The sequence below is a fragment of the Pseudomonas kulmbachensis genome (assembly GCF_963681935.1).
GTDB classification, from domain to species: domain Bacteria; phylum Pseudomonadota; class Gammaproteobacteria; order Pseudomonadales; family Pseudomonadaceae; genus Aquipseudomonas; species Aquipseudomonas kulmbachensis.
On the sequence record NZ_OY817088.1, the window covers coordinates 2,744,414 to 2,762,475 of the forward strand.

Annotated in this window: 16 protein-coding genes and 2 pseudogenes; 7 read left to right on the top strand and 11 right to left on the bottom strand. The window is 55.8% G+C overall.

Features of this window, described 5'->3' with window-relative positions; all coding sequences use genetic code 11:
* The first annotated feature begins 66 nt into the window (after positions 1-66).
* Together U5A05_RS12415 and U5A05_RS12420 are read left to right on the top strand one after the other, a co-directional pair.
* Positions 67-702, top strand: a complete 636-nt coding sequence (locus U5A05_RS12415; protein ID WP_261742350.1) for a LysE family translocator — start codon at positions 67-69, stop codon at positions 700-702.
* 88 nt (positions 703-790) lie between these two features.
* Positions 791-1,738: a site-specific integrase gene (locus tag U5A05_RS12420; RefSeq protein WP_261742429.1), complete on the top strand. Its 948-nt coding sequence runs from the start codon at positions 791-793 to the stop codon at positions 1,736-1,738.
* A gap of 104 nt (positions 1,739-1,842) precedes the next feature.
* On the opposite strand, the gene U5A05_RS12425 is transcribed toward U5A05_RS12420, so the two are convergent.
* Positions 1,843-2,931, bottom strand: a complete 1,089-nt coding sequence (locus U5A05_RS12425) for a polyamine ABC transporter substrate-binding protein (RefSeq protein WP_321833085.1) — start codon at positions 2,929-2,931, stop codon at positions 1,843-1,845.
* A 50-nt stretch (positions 2,932-2,981) separates the two neighbouring features.
* Positions 2,982-4,283, bottom strand: coding sequence for an NAD(P)/FAD-dependent oxidoreductase (locus tag U5A05_RS12430; protein ID WP_321833087.1), 1,302 nt, complete (start codon positions 4,281-4,283; stop codon positions 2,982-2,984).
* Between the two features lie 158 nt (positions 4,284-4,441).
* Here U5A05_RS12430 and U5A05_RS12435 point away from each other — a divergent pair, with 158 nt between their 5' ends.
* A complete protein-coding gene (locus U5A05_RS12435) occupies positions 4,442-5,314 on the top strand; it encodes a LysR substrate-binding domain-containing protein (protein ID WP_321833089.1) in 873 nt (290 codons plus the stop codon).
* 285 nt (positions 5,315-5,599) lie between these two features.
* Positions 5,600-7,159: a TerC family protein gene (locus tag U5A05_RS12440; RefSeq protein ID WP_321833090.1), complete on the top strand. Its 1,560-nt coding sequence runs from the start codon at positions 5,600-5,602 to the stop codon at positions 7,157-7,159.
* 98 nt (positions 7,160-7,257) lie between these two features.
* On the opposite strand, the gene U5A05_RS12445 is transcribed toward U5A05_RS12440, so the two are convergent.
* The 3 genes from U5A05_RS12445 to U5A05_RS12455 form a co-directional block, all read right to left on the bottom strand.
* Positions 7,258-9,678 (bottom strand): glucose/quinate/shikimate family membrane-bound PQQ-dependent dehydrogenase, encoded by a 2,421-nt coding sequence (locus U5A05_RS12445; protein ID WP_261742355.1) that lies wholly within the window; start codon positions 9,676-9,678, stop codon positions 7,258-7,260.
* 245 nt (positions 9,679-9,923) lie between these two features.
* The gene (locus tag U5A05_RS12450) at positions 9,924-10,442 is read right to left on the bottom strand and encodes a cysteine hydrolase family protein (RefSeq protein ID WP_261742356.1); all 519 of its coding nucleotides are present in this window, start codon (positions 10,440-10,442) and stop codon (positions 9,924-9,926) included.
* A 218-nt stretch (positions 10,443-10,660) separates the two neighbouring features.
* Complete coding sequence (locus U5A05_RS12455; RefSeq protein ID WP_321833092.1) at positions 10,661-11,506, bottom strand: LysR family transcriptional regulator; 846 nt, start codon at positions 11,504-11,506, stop codon at positions 10,661-10,663.
* Positions 11,507-11,662: 156 nt separating this feature from the next.
* Here U5A05_RS12455 and U5A05_RS12460 point away from each other — a divergent pair, with 156 nt between their 5' ends.
* From U5A05_RS12460 to U5A05_RS12470, 3 genes are read left to right on the top strand one after another with little or no spacing between them, the layout of a single operon-like run.
* Positions 11,663-12,274, top strand: coding sequence for an ankyrin repeat domain-containing protein (locus tag U5A05_RS12460; protein WP_395246429.1), 612 nt, complete (start codon positions 11,663-11,665; stop codon positions 12,272-12,274).
* Between the two features lie 19 nt (positions 12,275-12,293).
* Positions 12,294-12,755 (top strand): nucleoside deaminase, encoded by a 462-nt coding sequence (locus U5A05_RS12465; protein ID WP_261738220.1) that lies wholly within the window; start codon positions 12,294-12,296, stop codon positions 12,753-12,755.
* Positions 12,742-13,944, top strand: a complete 1,203-nt coding sequence (locus tag U5A05_RS12470) for a CynX/NimT family MFS transporter (protein WP_261738221.1) — start codon at positions 12,742-12,744, stop codon at positions 13,942-13,944. Before U5A05_RS12465 ends, U5A05_RS12470 begins: the two co-directional genes overlap by 14 nt.
* A 623-nt stretch (positions 13,945-14,567) precedes the next feature.
* On the opposite strand, the gene U5A05_RS12475 is transcribed toward U5A05_RS12470, so the two are convergent.
* The 6 genes and pseudogenes from U5A05_RS12475 to U5A05_RS12500 all read right to left on the bottom strand — a co-directional run bounded on the left by U5A05_RS12475 (position 14,568) and on the right by U5A05_RS12500 (position 18,024).
* On the bottom strand, positions 14,568-15,005 hold the full coding sequence (locus tag U5A05_RS12475) for an N-acetyltransferase (RefSeq protein WP_261738222.1): 438 nt from the start codon (positions 15,003-15,005) through the stop codon (positions 14,568-14,570).
* Positions 15,006-15,287: 282 nt separating this feature from the next.
* A pseudogene (locus U5A05_RS12480) lies at positions 15,288-15,395 on the bottom strand (NAD-dependent dehydratase); the annotation flags it as partial.
* Between the two features lie 69 nt (positions 15,396-15,464).
* The gene (locus U5A05_RS12485) at positions 15,465-15,851 is read right to left on the bottom strand and encodes a nuclear transport factor 2 family protein (RefSeq protein ID WP_321833097.1); all 387 of its coding nucleotides are present in this window, start codon (positions 15,849-15,851) and stop codon (positions 15,465-15,467) included.
* Positions 15,852-15,901: 50 nt separating this feature from the next.
* Complete coding sequence (locus U5A05_RS12490; RefSeq protein WP_261738260.1) at positions 15,902-16,282, bottom strand: nuclear transport factor 2 family protein; 381 nt, start codon at positions 16,280-16,282, stop codon at positions 15,902-15,904.
* A gap of 68 nt (positions 16,283-16,350) precedes the next feature.
* A complete protein-coding gene (locus tag U5A05_RS12495) occupies positions 16,351-17,094 on the bottom strand; it encodes an SDR family oxidoreductase (protein ID WP_321833099.1) in 744 nt (247 codons plus the stop codon).
* A 79-nt stretch (positions 17,095-17,173) separates the two neighbouring features.
* Positions 17,174-18,024 (bottom strand): annotated as a pseudogene (locus U5A05_RS12500) (oxidoreductase).
* Positions 18,025-18,062 lie beyond the last annotated feature (38 nt).

Sequence of the window (18,062 nt, forward strand, 5' to 3'; positions counted from 1 at the left end):
GCCCTGCCTAGACTGCGGTGTCGCTCGCATAGGTTCGAGCGTTGATTGCGGGATGTAACAATCGAAATGGCCACCCAACTGACACTTGTTTCGTTTTCTTATTTTCTGATTTTCTGCGCCACCATGACCTTTAGCCCCGGGCCCATGACCCTGCTATTGATGGGCTTTGGCATGCAGGAAGGCTTGAAGCGTTCGATGCCGGTGCAACTGGGCGCCAGTGCGGCGTATCTGGTGTCGATCCTGATTTTCGCCGTCGGCTTTGCAGAACTGATCAAGGGCAACCCACTGATCAGTCAGCTGTTGCAGTACATAGGCGTTGCCTATCTGCTGTATCTGGCCTGGCGGCAATGGACCAGTAACGGTCTGGCGCTGGAACGTACGGCAACCCTGGACAGCGGTTTCAAGGGGCGTTTTGGCAAGGGTTTGCTCACTGGCTTTTCCAATCCGAAAACCATCGTCATGTTCAGTGCGGTATTTCCGCAGTTTGCAGGGCAGGACAGTGCTACCAGGGCGCAGGATCTGGTGGTGCTGGGGCTGGCTTTTTTACTGTTGCAGTTCGCCAGCGGCTGCCTGTATTGCTACTTCGGTCAGCGTATTCGGCGAGTCCTGCAAAGCCCGTCGCGCCAGGTGTTGCTGCAAAGGGCAACGGCGCTGATGTTGTTGGGCGTGGCCCTGATGCTGGCGCGGGGATTTGAACGCTGATCAAAACGCTATAACTGCGCTGAATTATCATGGGTATGGGTTATATTAGGTCGTGTTTCAACCCGTATCGAGAGTGCTTTTGTCGACTATTGACCCTGCCGTAACGCTGGTTTCAGCCATTGAGTTAAATCAGGTTCAAGCCCCTGTTGCGCTTTATCTTCAGCGCCTTGCACCGTCCAGCCGCCAGACCATGCGCTATGTATTGCAGGACGCGGCGGATCGCCTGGGCGTTGAAGATGTGGCGATCGATGATTTCCCTTGGCACCAATTGCAACCGGGGCACATCACCGCTCTGGTAGCGGCGTTGCGGGAGGACGGTTACGCCCCCAACACCTCATCACTGTATGTGAATGCCATTCGCGGCGTGATGAATCAGGCATGGCAGCAAAATCTGATTACCCAGGACCATTTGCTCAAGGTTCGCGCAGTAAAGGCGGGCGGTGGCTCGCGCCTGGTCAAGGGCCGTAACCTGCGGCGCAACCTGATTCGTGAACTGATGGATGTGTGTGCCGCAGACCCGCGCCCGCAAGGGCTGAGGGACGCAGCGATCATTGCGATTTTGTATGGCTCGGGGATGCGCAAGTCCGAGTCGGTGAACATGGATCTATGGCAGGTCGATGTAGCGCAGCGCAGCCTGCAGGTGTTGGGCAAGGGCAACAAGGAGTTGATCAAGTTCGCCCCGGCCTGGGCCTTTGAAAAGCTTGAAGCCTGGCTGGCGTTTCGGCGGGCGAATTTGCCGGAGGGGGTCAGTGATGACGAGTTTCTGTTTAATCGCATCCGCCGTGGCAATCACATCACCCGCGAACGCATAACCAAACATGCGATTTACTACATCGCCAAACAGCGGGGCAAGCAGGTTGGGGTGGACATCATGCCCCACGACTTTCGCCGCTCGTTTATCACCCGGGTTATCGAAGAATACGATGTATCGATCGCGCAAAAACTGGCCCACCACGCCAACATTGCCACCACCGTCAGCTATGACGTGCGTGATGACAACGAGCGGCGCAATGTGACAGACCGGTTTTTGCTGTAAGAGCACAATCTTGATACGGGTGGGAGCAAGCCTGCTCGCGATGCAGGCAATGCCCCGAGGGGGGAAGCCATCGCGAGCAGGTTCGCTCCCACACAATCAATGCCTCAAGTATTGGTTTTAAGCTTGGTCCACAAACGTGTGCTCAGGCGCGCGATTTTGGCCGGCAAGTCTTCCACGGTGAACAGCGTGTCTATCACCTCCTTGGAAGGGTAGATCGCAGGGTCTTGCTTGACCTCTGGCGATAGATAGACATCCGCCGCCTGGTTAGGGTTGGCGTAGTGGATATGGTTGCTGATATTGGCAATCACTTGCGGGGTCAGCAGGTAGTTCATGTAGGTGTAGGCATTCTTCTCATGGGGCGCGCTTTTGGGCATGACCACCATATCCAGCCACAAGGTTGAGCCTTCCTTGGGGATTGAATAAGCGATATCGATCCCGTTTTTGGCTTCCTTGGCGCTGGCTGCTGCCTGCACCACGTCACCGTTAAAACCGATCACCGCGCAGATATTGCCGTTGGCCAGATCGCTGATGTACTTGGAAGCGTGAAAGTACTGAACATATGGCCGAATTTTTAACAGCGCCTGCTCGGCTTTCTTGTAGTCATCAGGCTCGTGGCTATGCGGTGGCAAGCCCAGGTAGTTAAGGGTGATCGGCAACACCTGGGTCGGGTTGTCGATAATCGCTACGCCACACTGGCTGAGTTTCTTGATGTTGTTTTCATCAAAAAACAGGCTCCAGGAGCGGGTCACATCAGTCGTGCCAAAGATCGCCTTGATCTTCTCTACGTTGTAACCAATCCCCGCCGTACCCCACATGTAGGGGTAGCCGTACTGGTTGCCGGGGTCGTTCACTTCCAGTTTTTTCATCAACACCGGGTCAAGGTTTTTCCAGTTGGGCAGTTGGCTCCGGTCAAGCTTCTGGATGGCACCGGCCTTGATCAGCCGGGACAGAAAGTGGTTGGACGGGCTGACCACGTCATAACCGGTATTGCCGGTCATCAACTTGGACTCCAGCACTTCGTTACTGTCATGGATGTCGTATGTGGCCTTGATCCCTGTTTCCTTGGTAAAGGTGGTCAGGGTGTCGTCGGCGATATAGCCGTTCCAGTTGGAAATGTTGACGCTTTCGTCCGCATGGCTGACTGTCGAGAACGCCGCAAGCATTACCGCCAGGGAAATCGTGTTGATGTGCATGTTCAATCACCTTTTCAAGGAGCTTTTATTCTTTTGTGGTGTGAGAATTTTTAGATTTCTGTCTTGGCCCTGACGGCTTCCATGCGCATTCGTAACACCGCACCGATATCGAAGAACGGGCGCGGCGGGAGCCAGCCTGGTTGGGCTCTGTCCATGACCGATTGCAACAGGGGGGAACTGACACCGGATGCCACTTCGGCAAGTAGACGCCCCCACAGGGTGCCGCGGGCTACGCCGGAGCCATTGCAGCCAGCTACGGCATAAATGCCTTCTTCCACTTTGGAAAAGTAAGGCTGCCCACTGCGGGAAGCACTCAGATGCCCGGTCCAGGTGTAGTGAATATCTTGCTCGCCAAGACCGGGGAAGCGACGCTGCAAGCCCAGTACGTGATGTTTTCGACGCTGCAACAGATCACTGCTGGATAGATCCCTGGTGCGGTATTCCGCTGTGTTGCGGATCATCACCCGACGATCCGGGGTCAGCCGTACCGTAGCGCCCAATGGGCGGGTCGATAGCACGCCCCACGGCTCCACACCGCCGATAGCCTGGTATTCCTTGTCGGTCAAAGGACGGGTCAGGCTGGCGCTGAGCTCCATCGCAAAGGTCGCGCTGTTATCGATCCCGGCACGGGGAATAAAGGCATTCAGGCACACCAACACCTGGCTGGCCTCGATGCTGCCCTGGGTGCCATTGGCTCGAATACGTCCGCCACTCAAGCGCTCCAGCCTGGTAATTTCGGTGTTCTCAAAGACGGTGACATTGGCCGGCAATGCATCCAGCAAACCTTTGACATACTTGGCGGGCTGCAACAACGCGTTGCCATTGCCGCACCAGATTGCGGCCTGGTAATGCCGAGTGCCGAGCTTTTGTGCCAGTTGCTCGCCTTGCAGAAACTGTGCAGACGCGCCCACCGCGTTGAGGGTTTTGAGCTTGGCGTCGACATGGCTCAACTTGCGCGGATCGTTGACCGCGAAGTAGTAACCGCAATTCCGGTACTCGCAGTCGATGCGATGACGAGCAATACGCATGCGTACTTCATCGCCAGCCGCCTGACCAATCGAAGAGTCCACCGCAAACCCGGCAAAGCCGCTCTTGCCTATCAACTCATCATCGCCCGGATTTTCGTGGGCCACGGCATACCCGGAATTGCGCGCAGAAGCGCCTTGCGCCGCGCGCTGGCGGTCGACAACTACGATGCGTGCTTCAGGATGCAGCTCAGCCAGTGAATGGGCCGCACTCAATCCGGTGATACCTGCGCCAATAATCAGCCAGTCGGCTTTCTCCGAGCCTTTGAGGTGATCACGGCCGGGGGAGGTTCCTGCAAGAGCAATCCAGCCACATTCATTTTTCACGTTTCACCTCGTTTGCCTGTTGTTACGCCTTTGCTGCGAGGCTAATACATGCTCGTTATGCATGACTGCTGTCAGTTGGCGCTCTCTATAGCTGGAATTTATGCCGGGGCTGGTGATATAACCAACGTTATAAATTCATTGATTGATTCTAAAAACGCATGGATAAGATTCGCCACGTACCGTCACTCCAGGGCTTGCAAGCGTTGGTTGAGGTTGCTGACTCGGGCAGCTTCACCCAAGCGGCGCAAACCTTGTGTCTGACCCAAAGCGCAGTCAGCCGAAAGATCCAGCAACTTGAAGCGCACTTCGGTGTTGCTCTATTCGCCAGAACCAGCCGTAACGTGCGCATGACTGCCGAAGGCGAGCAGGTGCTGGTCAGCGCCCGCGCCATTCTTGAGCAACTGAAGACCCTTGAGGACCGGCTGTCACCGCAGAAACGGCCCTTTCGCATTCGCATGCATGTGTCCCTGGCCGTACGTTGGTTATTGCCAAAGCTGAGCGATTTTTACTTGCAGCACCCGGACATCGCCTTGTCGATCGAGACGGTGGCCACCGAAATTGTCGAACCGGCCAGCGATAGCGACGCCTATATTCTCTATCTGCCCGAACCTTCGAGTGATCCAGCTTGCCTGGCACTGTTTGACGAGGCATTGGTGCCGGTGTGCGCGCCGGGCCTGGGGCCGCTGACGTCGATGGACGAGCTGGTGCGCTTTGCGCTGCTGCATCGCTCTGCCGACCAGCAAGCCTGGATTGACTGGCTGGCGGCGAATGACGGCAAGCCACTGGATGCCTACAGGCATATCCCTTTCAACCTGGACGAGCTGGCGCTGGATGCAGCGGCGCGTGGCCTGGGCGTTGCGGTAACGGATATGACGCTGGCGGCAGAGTCGATTCAGCGCGGGGTACTGGTGATTCCGTTCGGTGAAGCGTTGAAAACCGGGGGCAATTATTCGTTGTGCCTGCAACCTGCAGCGGCCTCACATCCGGCGTGCGCGCAGGTGCTGGAATGGTTCGCCCAGCAAGTCGAGTAACACCGGGGCGGGTGGACTTGTTAAATTTTGTAATAAGTCTGCTCACAGGAATTGGGGTTAATCACTGTAGGATTACATCCCCAATTCACTACAGGTTTGTATGAACACCCTTAAGGAACCACCCAGTCGCAGCTCTGAGCCTGCGTCCCTTCTTCGCTTGATCATCGCTATCGAGCACGCGCCACCTTTCTCCAGCCCTCCGTTCTTCGACAGCACATCTGTTGCTGCGTTTGTCTGTGCGCGTTTTTCGTTAACCCTGAACCTTCGTGAGATTGACTGATACCTATGGAATGGATTGCAGATCCCACGGCCTGGCTCGGCCTGTTGACCCTGATTGTGCTGGAACTGGTACTTGGCATTGATAACCTGGTGTTTATTGCCATCCTGGCTGACAAGCTGCCACCGGAGCAGCGTGACCGTGCGCGCGTCATTGGTCTTACGCTGGCGCTGGTGATGCGCTTGGGCCTGCTGGCCAGCATCTCGTGGATGGTGACGCTGACGCAGCCTCTGTTTGAGGTCTTCGACAAAGCGTTCTCTGGCCGTGACCTGATCATGCTGTTCGGTGGTTTGTTCCTGTTGTTCAAGGCCACCATGGAGTTGCATGAGCGGCTCGAAGGGCATGTGGCCGAGCGTTCGTCGGGGATGGGCTATGCCATGTTCTGGCCGATCGTGGCGCAGATTGTGGTGCTCGACGCAGTGTTTTCCCTGGATGCGGTGATTACCGCGGTGGGCATGGTTGAACATCTGTCGGTGATGATGATTGCCGTGGTGTTCTCGATTGGCCTGATGATTATTGCCAGCAAGCCGCTGACCCACTTCGTCAACAGTCGCCCGACAGTGATCATGCTGTGCCTTGGCTTCCTGATGATGATCGGCTTCAGCCTGACCGCCGAGGGCTTGGGCTTCCATATCCCTAAAGGCTATCTGTACGCAGCCATTGGTTTCTCGATCCTGATCGAAGTGCTGAACCAGATCGCCCGCGCACGGCGCAAGAAAAGCGTGCAGGGCCTGCGCCCAATGCGCGAGCGTACGGCCCATGCGGTCATGCGTTTGCTCGGCGGTCGCACCCTGAGCGCGGATGAAGTGGGGGAGGAGATTGCCGACATGCTAGAGGGCGGCAATGACCAGGAAGTCTTCCATCGGCGCGAGCGGGTGATGATCAGTGGTGTACTGCAACTGGCAGAACGCCCGATTCGCACGGTGATGACGCCACGGGCCGAGATCGACCATATCGACCTGGCCGATTCGGCAGAGACCATCCGCACGACTCTGATGCACTCGTCGTACTCCCGACTGCCCTTGATCCGGGACGGACGGGTTGATGAACCGCTGGGTTTTGTCCATAAAAAGGAGCTGCTCAAAGAGCTGCTGGCAGGTCATCAACCTGACCTGGAAGCAATGGCGCGCAAGGCCGTCAACCTGCTGGACAGTTTTACGATCCTCAATGCGCTGGAGCAGATGCGCAAAGAGTCGACGCATATCGCGTTCGTCATCAACGAGTTTGGTGATTTTATCGGCCTGTTGACCATGACCGACATCCTGGAGTCCATCGCCGGTGAGCTGCCGGATGCCAGCGAAATAGAAGGGCCGAATATCGTTGCCCAAGAGGACGGTTATCTGGTCAGTGGCGGCTTGAACTTGAGCCAGATCCGTCAGCACATCGGCTTTGCGGCCAAGGCAACGGATGACTACCAGACGCTGGCCGGGATGGTCATGAGTTTGCTGGATCGCCTGCCAATGGTTGGCGACAATCTGACATGGGAAGGCTGGAACATGACCGTAGTCGAAGTTGAAGAGCGGCGTGTGACGCGGGTGTTGCTGAGCAAGCCAGCTGGAATCAGCTAGTGTGTGAGCCTGCCTGCCGGTGATGGCATCACGGCGGAGTGTCTGAAACACTCCGCCGTCTGCATCGCTGGCAGACCAGCTCCCATTGGAACTAACGCTTACTGGCTGTCAGGCAGCGCGTAAGCGATTACGTAGTCACCGCGATCATTCGACTGGCGGGCTCCACCAGCCGTGATGACGATGTATTGCTTGCCGGTTTTAGGCGAGACAAATGTCATCGGGCCGCCCTGGCTGCCGACCGGCAGACGGGCTTTCCAGGCTTCTTCACCATTGGCCGAGTTAAAGGCGCGCAAGTAGTAGTCCTGCGTCCCTGCGATAAACACCAGGCCACCTTGAGTGGACAGCGTACCGCCGAGAGTCGGCATACCGATTGGTAGTTTCAGGCCCATCTTGATACCCAGAGGACCGGTATCCTGCACAGTACCTACCGGCACTTGCCAAGCGATCTTCTGAGTTTTCATGTCGATGGCCGTCAGCGTCCCGAAAGGCGGCGCCTGGCACGGAATACCTGCCACCGACAGGAAGCGGTTCTTGTTTACGGCATATGGCGTGCCTTTAAGCGGTACTGCGCCCATACCAGTGTTCAGCGCTTCGCCACCGGAGTTGGCAACAGCCTCTTTTTGCTGCGGCACCATCTGTATCCACAAGCCCAGACGCATATCGTTGACGAAGATAAAGCCGTGTACCGGATCAGTCGACAGACTGCCCCAGTTCATGCCGCCCAGTGAACCAGGGAAGCTGAGCGAAACATCGGTGCCCGGTGCGGTGTACAAACCTTCGTAACGCATTTTCTTGAACGAAATACGGCACAGCATCTGGTCGAATGGGGTTGCGCCCCACATGTCCGACTCAGTCAGGGTCTGCGCGCCAATCTGCGGCATGCCCACGGATTTTGGCTGAGTCAGCGAGTAAGGTTCATTCGGGATGTTCGATGCTTTTACCGGTACTTCTTCAACTTTGGTCAGCGGCTGGCCGGTGTGGCGATCAAGCACAAAGATCTGGCCAGCCTTGGTGCCAATCACCAGCGCGGGCACCTTGCTGCCGTCAGGCTTGGCGAAGTCGATCAAGCTTGGTTGCATCGGCAGGTCGAAGTCCCACAGATCATTGTGGACGGTCTGATAAACCCACTTTTCATCGCCGGTGGTGGCGTTAAGCGCCAACACGGATGCGCCGTACTTGTGATTCAGCGCCGTACGCTCCACACCGTAGATATCGGTGGACGAACTGCCCATCGGCAAAAACACAGTGTTCATCAGCGGGTCATAAGACATCGGCGCCCAGCTGTTAGGCGTGCTGCGAACATAGGTCTTGCCGTCAGACGGCGCTTGTTTGTCTTGCGGGTTGCCCGGGTCAAAAGCCCAGCGCATGGCGCCTGTGACCACGTCGAAACCACGGATGACGCCGCCAGGCATATCGGTCTGCACGTTATCGGCAACACGGCCGCCAACCACCACTGTGGTGCCCGCCATCAATGGCGCCGACGACAACTGGTAGTAGGAGTCAGGCACATTGCCAAGCCCGGCCTTGAGATCAACCTGGCCATTGGTGCCGAAGTCCTGGCAGAACTTGCCGGTGTCTGCGTCCACAGCAATCAGGCGCGCATCAATGGTGTTGGTCAGCAGGCGACGCTGGCACGCAGCGCCGGGAGCAACTGTCACAGCGGCGGCAGGAGTGCTGCCATCGGTTGGCTGGGTGACTGCGGCAGTGGCGTCAAAATAGGCCAGGCCACGGCAACGCTGCCAGACAGCCGACTTGGCATTGATGTTGTTTTTCCACAACTCTTTACCCGTGTCGGCATCCAGAGCGATGAGGTTGTTGTGCGGGGTACAGATAAATACCTTGTCACCCACTTGCAGCGGGGTCATCTGGTCTTCCGCGCCGTTACCATTACTGATGGCTACATCACCGGTCTGGTAGGTCCAGGCCGGAACCAGTTTGGAAACGTTGCTGCGGTTGATCTGGTCCAACGCTGCAAAGCGGCTGCCACCCTCGTCGTTACCGTAATGTGCCCAGTCTTTCTGGGCCTTGGCCGGATCGACCTTGGTCAGGCCAGGGCCGTCACCGGTAGGCGATACCGAAGCGTGAGGCTGAAACATTCCCCAGGCACCGGCAACGATGGCCACGGCCAGTACAGCACTCAGCCCGTAACCCCCGTTACCGCTCAGGCCATTGGCTTTGAGCAGTGTCGGGTAAACCAGCGCGACCACCAGGCTCAGCACGGCCAGGGCAAACAGGCGTGAAACCAGTGGCCAGAACACCAGCCCGGCATCCATCAGCGCCCAGATAATACTGGCTACCATCACTGCGGCGAACAGCCAGGCACCTGACAGGCGCTGTTTGAACAGCAACACGGAGGAGACGAGCATGCCAAGGCCCGCAAGCAGGAAATAAAGGCTGCCTCCGAGCGTGGCTAGATAACCGCCACCGGCTATAAACAGCAGTCCGAAGACCAGCACACCGAGAGCGGCGACCCAGATGGGCCAACGGCTTACGGCTGCCGTAGGTTGAGATTTAATCATGGTGCATGACCCTATTGATGCATGAACGGTTGGGGGAGGGCATTGCCTTTAACTGTAGCTGCTTGAAAAGCAGGCGCAGGCGTGACCGGAGTTTCTGCAGAGCGTCAAGACCCCGAGCAGGTCAGATCGACAGACCGGGAAATGTCCGAAACATCTTTGTACTAAATAGTTAGTTTTGAGACTTTAACAAAAACCCGGCCCTGCGACAAATTGTCAGTGCCGGGCGATTGGAGAGGGGGGCGGGCTTAGAAGGTCCAGTCCTGTGCCTGAACTAATTGACAGAACGGTCCGGCAAGGGTTGCGTTGTGATGAGCAACAATCTGCTCAGCCTTTAACTCGGGGGTATCTGAGCAGGTGTGGCCGTCAGCGATCAGCACGGCATCGAAGCCAAGGTCACGAGCAGCCCGGCAAGTGCTGTCGACGCAGTATTGGGTTTTCATCCCGGCAACCACCACACCGGTAGCGCCGCAAGCGCGTAACTGATCCGCCAACCCTGTCAGGCTAAAGGCATTGGGCCGGCGTTTTTCAAACACTACTTCGCCGCCTTGCAACCTCAATTCAGGGGCCAACATCGTCAACGGGCTGCCGGGTTCGATAGGGGAGCCAACAGGGCCGATATGGCGTGCAAGAAAAATCGCGGCACCGGCGCTGCGAGCCTTATCCATCAGGGCGTTCACGGTTTCCAGTAACTCTGGGCTGCGCCAAGGTTTGTCCGGGCCGTGAACAAGTCCAATCTGCATATCAAGAATCAACAGGGCGTACATGGGTGCATCTCCTTGCGTTTAAACCAGCGACACAAGGGCACAAAAAAAGGCCCTATCCATCGCTGGCGGGCCTTTGAAGTTCGTTTGCTATTGCTTCACGACACTTCGCACGCACCGCATTGTGCGGTCGTGGTGGTGGTCGTCGAGGTCTTGCAATAATCAGTCATGCATCGACACTAGCACGTTTAAATCCAGCCCAAAACCCAAAGCTAATTTTTTCAGAGTGCCTCGCATAGTTCTGTCAGTTGGCATTGCAACAGCTTGCCCGCGTGGTTGAGTCCGCTTTGACCGTAAAGAGCCAGAAATACCCCTTGAATGTCAGGCAGGCCACTGCCAGCTTTCAGCACCTTGTGATCCGGGCGGATCACCCGCTCTGGCAGCAAGCTGATTCCCAAGCCAGCAGCCACTGCAGCGCAGACACTGGCCAGGCTTGCACTCGAGTAATTGATGCGCCAGCGCCATCCTGCCATCTCCAGGTGATGAAGCATTTCATTGCGGTACAAACCGCCTACAGGAAAGGCAACGAGAGGCAATGGGTCGCGTCCCAAGGCCGGTAGTGAGCGGCTATCCACCCAACACATGGGTTCAGGCCAGGAAGCCAGGCAATCGACACCTTGTCCCATCTGTTTGACCAGTAGAAGGTCGAACTCGCCTTGGCGATACAGCCCCAGCAGCTCCGGGCCCAAACCGCTGGTGACTTCCAGGCGTACTCCGGGATGCTCTTGGCCAAACCGCGACAGAATCGGCATCAAGCGTTCGGCAGCAAAGTCTTCGGGTACGCCTAGACGCAATACACCCTCACTTTTCAAATTAAACAGCACCTCCAGGGCTTCTTCCTGAAGCACCAGAATGCGTCGAGCATAAGCGAGTAGGCGTTCGCCTTCTGGTGTGGCAATTACCCGGCGCTGTTCGCGGTTAAGCAGCTTGCAGCCAAGACTGTCTTCCAGGCGCCGTATCTGCTGGCTGACCGTGGACTGAGTGAGATGCAGGCGTTGGGCTGCCCGAGTGAAATTGGCGCAGTCCACTACAGCGATAAAGCTGCGTAACAGTACGGGATCGAACATCTGCACCTCCATGCAGAAAGCCACTGAAAGGCATGCTTATATTTAATTTCAGAATACCTTGGGCGCTGACCATACTGGCTTTTCATAAAACTTATAAGAGGGCATGACATGGGTTCCTTGACACTCAAATACGGCCTATTGACGGCCGGGGTGCTTATGATCGGAGTGGTCATGGCCAGCGACAAGACACTGCTCGCTGCCGTGAAGGACGGTGAGCTGGGGAGGGTGCAGCAACTTATAGCGGAAGGTACAAACCTCAACGTCAAGACGATTGATGGCAGCAGTGCGTTACTGCTTGCAACGAGATCAAACCAGACAGAAATCGCCAAGGCATTAATCGAAGCCGGCGCCAACGTTAATCAGAAAAATCTGATCCAGGACAGCCCTTATCTGTTGGCAGGCGCAAGCGGACGCAATGAAATCCTGCAACTTGTCCTGTCCCATGGCGCTGATCTAAAGAGTACCAACCGCTATGGTGGCACCGCCTTGATCCCAGCGTGCGAGCGCGGCCATGTTGAAACAGTGCGCCTGTTGATCGCGGCGGGCGTTGATCTTGATTACAAAAACCGTCTGGGCTGGACTTGTTTGATGGAAGCCATCGTGCTTTCCGATGGAGGCCTGGCACATCAACAAATTGTGACCCAACTGATCGAGGCGGGCGCAGATCTGAACTTGCCCGATAGCAATGGTCTGAGCCCGCTGCAGCAAGCGCAAAAACGCGGTCAGAACACTATTGCACAATTGCTGCGCAATGCCGGCGCGCACTGATTTTCGTTCTGGAGTTCCTATGTATAACGATGAGCATTACCTGCAACGTGCAGTGGAATTGGCCGCCGACAACGTTGCCTCCGGCGGTCGACCTTTTGGTGCAGTACTGGTCAAAGACGGTCGGGTGATTGTGGAAGCGGTAAACACAATCCATATCAGCCAGGACCCTACCGCTCATGCAGAAATGCTAGCGATACGTGCGGCCTGTGAGCAGCTGGGTGCACGTCTGGATGGATGTGTTATCTACGCCAGTGGTCAGCCGTGTCCGATGTGCTTAGGCGCTATGTACCTGTGTGGTGTTTCAAGGGTGGTGTATGCCACCACGAACCAGCAGGGCGAGCCTTTCGGGCTGTCTACCGCCGCGATCTACCAGCAAATGGCTCTACCATTGTGCGACCAGCAGTTGCCGGTACAGTATCTTGCACAACCGGTCATGGTCGAAATCTACCGCGATTGGAAAGCTTTGAATGTGCCTGAATAGAGCCTCTGCACGCACTTTTGCCAATTGGGCGCTGCTGATTGTCATCGGGCTCAATATGCGCCCGATTCTCAGCTCCATTAGCCCGCTGTTACTGGAGATTCGCGCCGACACTCGCATGAGCTTTCAAAGCAGTGCTTGGTTGACCAGCTTGCCAGTGATTTGCATGGGCTTGGTGGCCTTGTACGGGATTGGCCTGCAAGCCCGTTTGGGAGAGCGCCGTGGAGTAGCTTTGGGCCTTACGATGATACTGGGCGCATGCCTCTGGCGTTTGTATGTATTGCAAGCCGAAGCCCTGATGGCCACAGCCTTGTTGGGCGGCGCTGGTGTTGCGCTGATTCAGGCTCTGGTTCCGGCGCTGATCAAACGCCAGTTCCAGCATCGTGTAGCGCTGGCTTTGGGCGTGTATAGCGCATCGCTTATGGCAGGCGGCGGTCTGGCGGCACTGCTTAGTCCGTTCATTGCCGGGCACTTCAGCCACTGGCAGGCTGGGCTGGGGATCTGGCTGGTCCCGGCGGCTGTGGCACTGGTGGCGTGGTGGTTGCTGCCCCTTGCCGGTACTGCCCTGAGTATGGGCGGGCCGTCCAAGCTCCCGTGGTTTAACCGTCGGGCGTGGTTGTTGGCGGTGTATTTTGGCTTGGTCAATTGTGGCTACATGAGCATGGTTGCCTGGCTACCCGCTTATTATTTGCAAATGGACTGGAGCGCAACACAAAGCGGCTCGCTTCTGGCTTTTATGACTGTATTCCAGGTAATAGGCGCACTTGTGATGCCTACGCTGGCACATCGCAGTACAGACAGACGCCCGCTATTGTCGATCAGCCTTAGCGCGCAGGCGCTGGGTTTTGTCGGCCTGGTGATGTGGCCGCTTGATTCGCCACACCTGTGGGTGGCATTGATCGGCTTCGGCCTGGGTGCCTGTTTTGCCCTGAGCATGATTCTGATTCTCGACCATTCGCGCAAATCGTCCGAAGTAGGGCGCCTTGCCGGCTTTGTGCAAGGGGTGGGGTTCCTCATCAATGCTGTGTCGCCATGGATGACCGGCTGGCTTCGAGAGCTCACGGGTAGCTTCGTCAGTGCTTGGTGGGTACTGGTTGTAGCGGTTGTGTCGATGCTGGTATTAACCCGTAACTTCAACCCTGCCACTAACAGTCAGGCGTTAATTACATCGGGGAGGGCGTCAAGAATTTAAACATCATTGAGCCGCGCAAAACTCGAACTGGCTTCACGGCGAAAGAGTTAAGATTCACCCCTAGTTATAACTATACTAAATAGTTCTTTAGTTTAGTTATCGTTTTTTTGCATATAAACCAGCTATTGGTTGGGATGAAAGTCACTCGAGCGCAGTAGGATTTATACCTAGTATTTAGCTGTAATTTCACTCGAGAACGCGGGAAAGGTATTCCGCGTCTCGTCGGTTTTTGCCGACTTTTATCCTGGTGTAATCACGCAATACTGCGATCGACAGTTGCCGAGTCCAATCCAACAAGGGCCTGAAAGGTAGGCTGGCAACCACCATCAATTTCAGCTCAAGAGCTTTTTATATGAAACCAGCCGTACAATTAATCATTGTATTTGTACTTACTCTGGCCTTTTCACAGACAGCCAATGCCTGCGTTAGCATGGGCCAACATACCTGTAAAAATGATTGCTCGTCATGGAATGGCATCATCTATGAAGCCTGTATTTGGGGGGCGACACTTCAAAAATGATCGCGAGCCCCGGTGCAGTAACGGATCGACTTTGACCATGCACAGCAATCAGCGCCACTGATTGCGGCCAACATCTACCGGAGCACAAGATGTTGGCCATCCCTCAAAAAGTTCTGCTCGACAACCACTGCATCAGGTATTCGGCATGGCCGGTTTGCGAGTCAATCTGTTCCTTGATCAGCACAAAGCCTTGCGACTGATAAAAGGCAATACTGGGCGCATTCTCCTTATAAACCGTCAGGTTCAACTCATTGCGCAATGTTTTCGCATGTCCGAGCAACTGTTTGCCCAGGCCAGTGCCTTGAACGTCAGGGTCTACAAACACTGCAGCCAGTTGATCACCCAGCAAGCTACAAAAACCCAGAACCCTGGACTTGTCTTGGATGACAAACGTTTCTGATGCCGGGATGTAAACGTCACGCATCGTCGCAACATGGGATTGCCAGAACGAAGCGTCAATAAATCCATGTGCCTTGATCGATGCGCTCAGCCAGATATCCAGAACGCGTTCCATGTCGTCATGTTCGAATTGTCTAATCATGTGTCATTCCATTGTGGTGTTGGCAGACAAGCTCAATGCAAAGCCTGCAATTATGCAGCAAAGCGATGGGCATGCAAAAAACCGAACAGAGCGCGCAGAATGTTCGTAGCAGATCGTGTCAGGGCATTGTTGTAGGCATCGAAATGCGGGGATCGCTCCAGAGTGGGATTGCCAGCCTTGAAATGTGAGAGACACTGGCCCTGATAGGCGCATGCGTAATTACGCATAATGTATATTATGTTAAATCTCGTATTATGTTAGAGCAGATCAAGATCGCTCCGGCTCCGGGTTCCGATGCTGTGCGATCGCTTCGTGACCTCGCCCGACGAGTTGCTTAACCAATCGCCGCCCTACTTTGCCAGCGGCGCCAATGATGAAAACTTTACTCATGATCGCTTCTCCATCTGACGATGAATAAGCCCCGATCCCGGCATTGACTCAACCGGGATCGGTGAATGCTCAACCTTCGAACTGGTGATAAACCTTGGCGATTACCTTCCAGGCGCCGTCGATTTTGATCAGGGTCAGGTAGTCGTTGTAGTCGGCACCGATCGCATCATTTTCCATATCGACACGCACCACGGCTGTCGTGGGTGTGATTGCCAGTATGTCGAGCCGAGTTGTAATTTTTGGGGCGCTGCCGTTCTTCTGAACGAAATCAAACAAATTTTTGATCGGGCCGCCAAGCAGATCACCATTTGTGAAACCGTACATCACGGCGTCTTTATGGAACGCCTGAGCAACGCCTTCTGCACTGCCCACACGCAGACCTTCAACATATTGATTGGCAGTAGCGATGACAGCGTTGTACTCGGAAGTTGGTACTGCTTTGATGTTCTTCGACATGGTTCTCTCCTTTCATTAGGGCGACGTAAAACACACCTCGCCAGAAGCGCTCAAATGCTCGGATGGGTGTGGTAAATCTTGCTGACGATCGTCCACTTGCCTTCTACCTTCAGCAGGTTGAAGAAGTCGGTGAATCGAAACCCCGAAACATTGTCGGTATCAACACGCGCACTGGCGGCAGTACCCACGATGTCGATGCGAACGATCGCAGCTTTGGCTTCGGGAGATGGGCGGAAAGAGTTGTCGATGACGTCGTACAAATTCTGGATCGCGCCGCCGACGAGCTTGTCGCCGTCGACGCCAAACATGGTCGCTTGCTCGTTGAACGCGGGCTTCATCAAAGTGCTATCAGCCTTGGCGCCACCCTCGTTGTACTGACTCAGAACAGCAACGATCGCGTTGTATTCCTGGACGTAAGTTGGATTGCTCATGATGTACTCCTGGTTGAATGTGCCGGTGACCCTTTTGGTCAATCGGACACGGAAAACTCAAACGACAATTACCAATCCTGGCGAGTCGGCGAGATGATCAAATCGTTGACGGTGACATTTTCCGGTTGGTCGAGGGCGTAGATCACTGCGCGGGCAATATCATCAGGCGCAATGGCAATCCTGTTCAGCGCTTGGGCAGCCTTACGCCCTTCAGGATCACTGACCTTGTCTGCCCAGCCGGTATTGATCACCCCCGGGCTGACGGTGTTGACACGAATGCCATGCTGCACGCCCAACTCCTTTCGCATGGATTCAGTCATGGCCTGGACGAAAAACTTGGTTGCGCTGTAAACACCCGCCGCCGGGCCGACCTGATGACCTGCTACAGAGTCCATGTTGAGAATCTGCCCGGACTTCTGTTCAAGCATAAATGGCAACACAGCAGCAATAGTGTTGAGGTAGCCCTTGATGTTCACATCGATCATCTGTTCCCAATCCTGCACGGCCAGATCGACCCAGTTGGAAAAGAGCATCAGGCCGGCGTTGTTGACCAAGATGTCCACTGCGCCATAGGTGTCTTGTGCAAACTTCGCGAGCGCTTTGGTTTGATCCAGATGGGTAACGTCTGTGGTGAAAGCGACCACCTCACTCCCGGCCTCACGCAGCTCGGCAACAAACGCTTCCAACCCGTGCTGATCGACTGCTGCTGCCACGACGCGAGCGCCCTGTGCGGCCAATGCGCGGGTGGTGGCCGCACCAATGCCGGAAGATGCGCCAGTGACGATGGCGACTTTGTTTTGCAGATAATTCATATTCAAGTGCCTCTTGTGCGGCGAAATGCTTTCGCGACCGAGCCTCCCCGCGCCGAACTGACGCCGAGGAAATCTCTAATTAGTTGGAGTTGGCCGTAGGCCAATCGATGTAGCCCTTGGCGCCTCCGCCGTAGTAACTCTCGCGCGGGGCTATGGCGAGCTCGACGCCGCGACGCAGGCGCTCTACCAGATCGGGGTTGGCAATGAACAATCGACCAAATGCCACGGCATCAATCCGCCCTTGCGCCCTGCGCTCCAGCGCCATTTCCAGGTCATAGTTGTTGTTGCCAATGTACGACCCTTCGAACTGCGCACTCAGCGCATCCAGATCCACTCCCTCGGGAACGATACGAGAGGTGGCGGTGGCGCCTTCAACGAAATGCAGATAGGCCAAGTTGAATCTGTTCAACTGCTGAATGAGGTGACCGTAGGTCGCCATGACGTTGCTGTCTGGAGGCGTGTTACCGGCATCAGGAGTTACTGGTGAAAGGCGGATGCCGACCCGGTCACTACCCCAAATCGCCACCACGGCTTCGGTGACTTCAAGTGTCAGTCGTGTCCGATTCTCGATGGAGCCGCCGTACTGGTCAGTCCGCTGAAGCGACCTACGTGCCACAGTTGACTGACGATCTTGCCGCCTGCCGCGTGTACTGCGTCGGTGACTTTTTTCCAGCCTGCCACCTGCTCTTCCGACCAGATACCCGGCGTCATGGCATAGCCACGCCCCTGAGCTGAAATGTTCGTGGCCTCGGCGATGATCAGGCCTGCGCTGGCACGCTGGGCGTAGTAAGTCGCGTGCATTTCATTCGGCACGCCGTCGTCGGCCATTCGGCTGCGCGTCACGGGCGCCATTACAATTCGGTTAGCCAGTTGCAGCGCGCCCATATTCATGGGCGAAAAAAGGTCGGTGTCTACAGCAATATCAGTCATAAAATTCCAATTAAGTAGACCGGTCGTCTAGTAAAAGT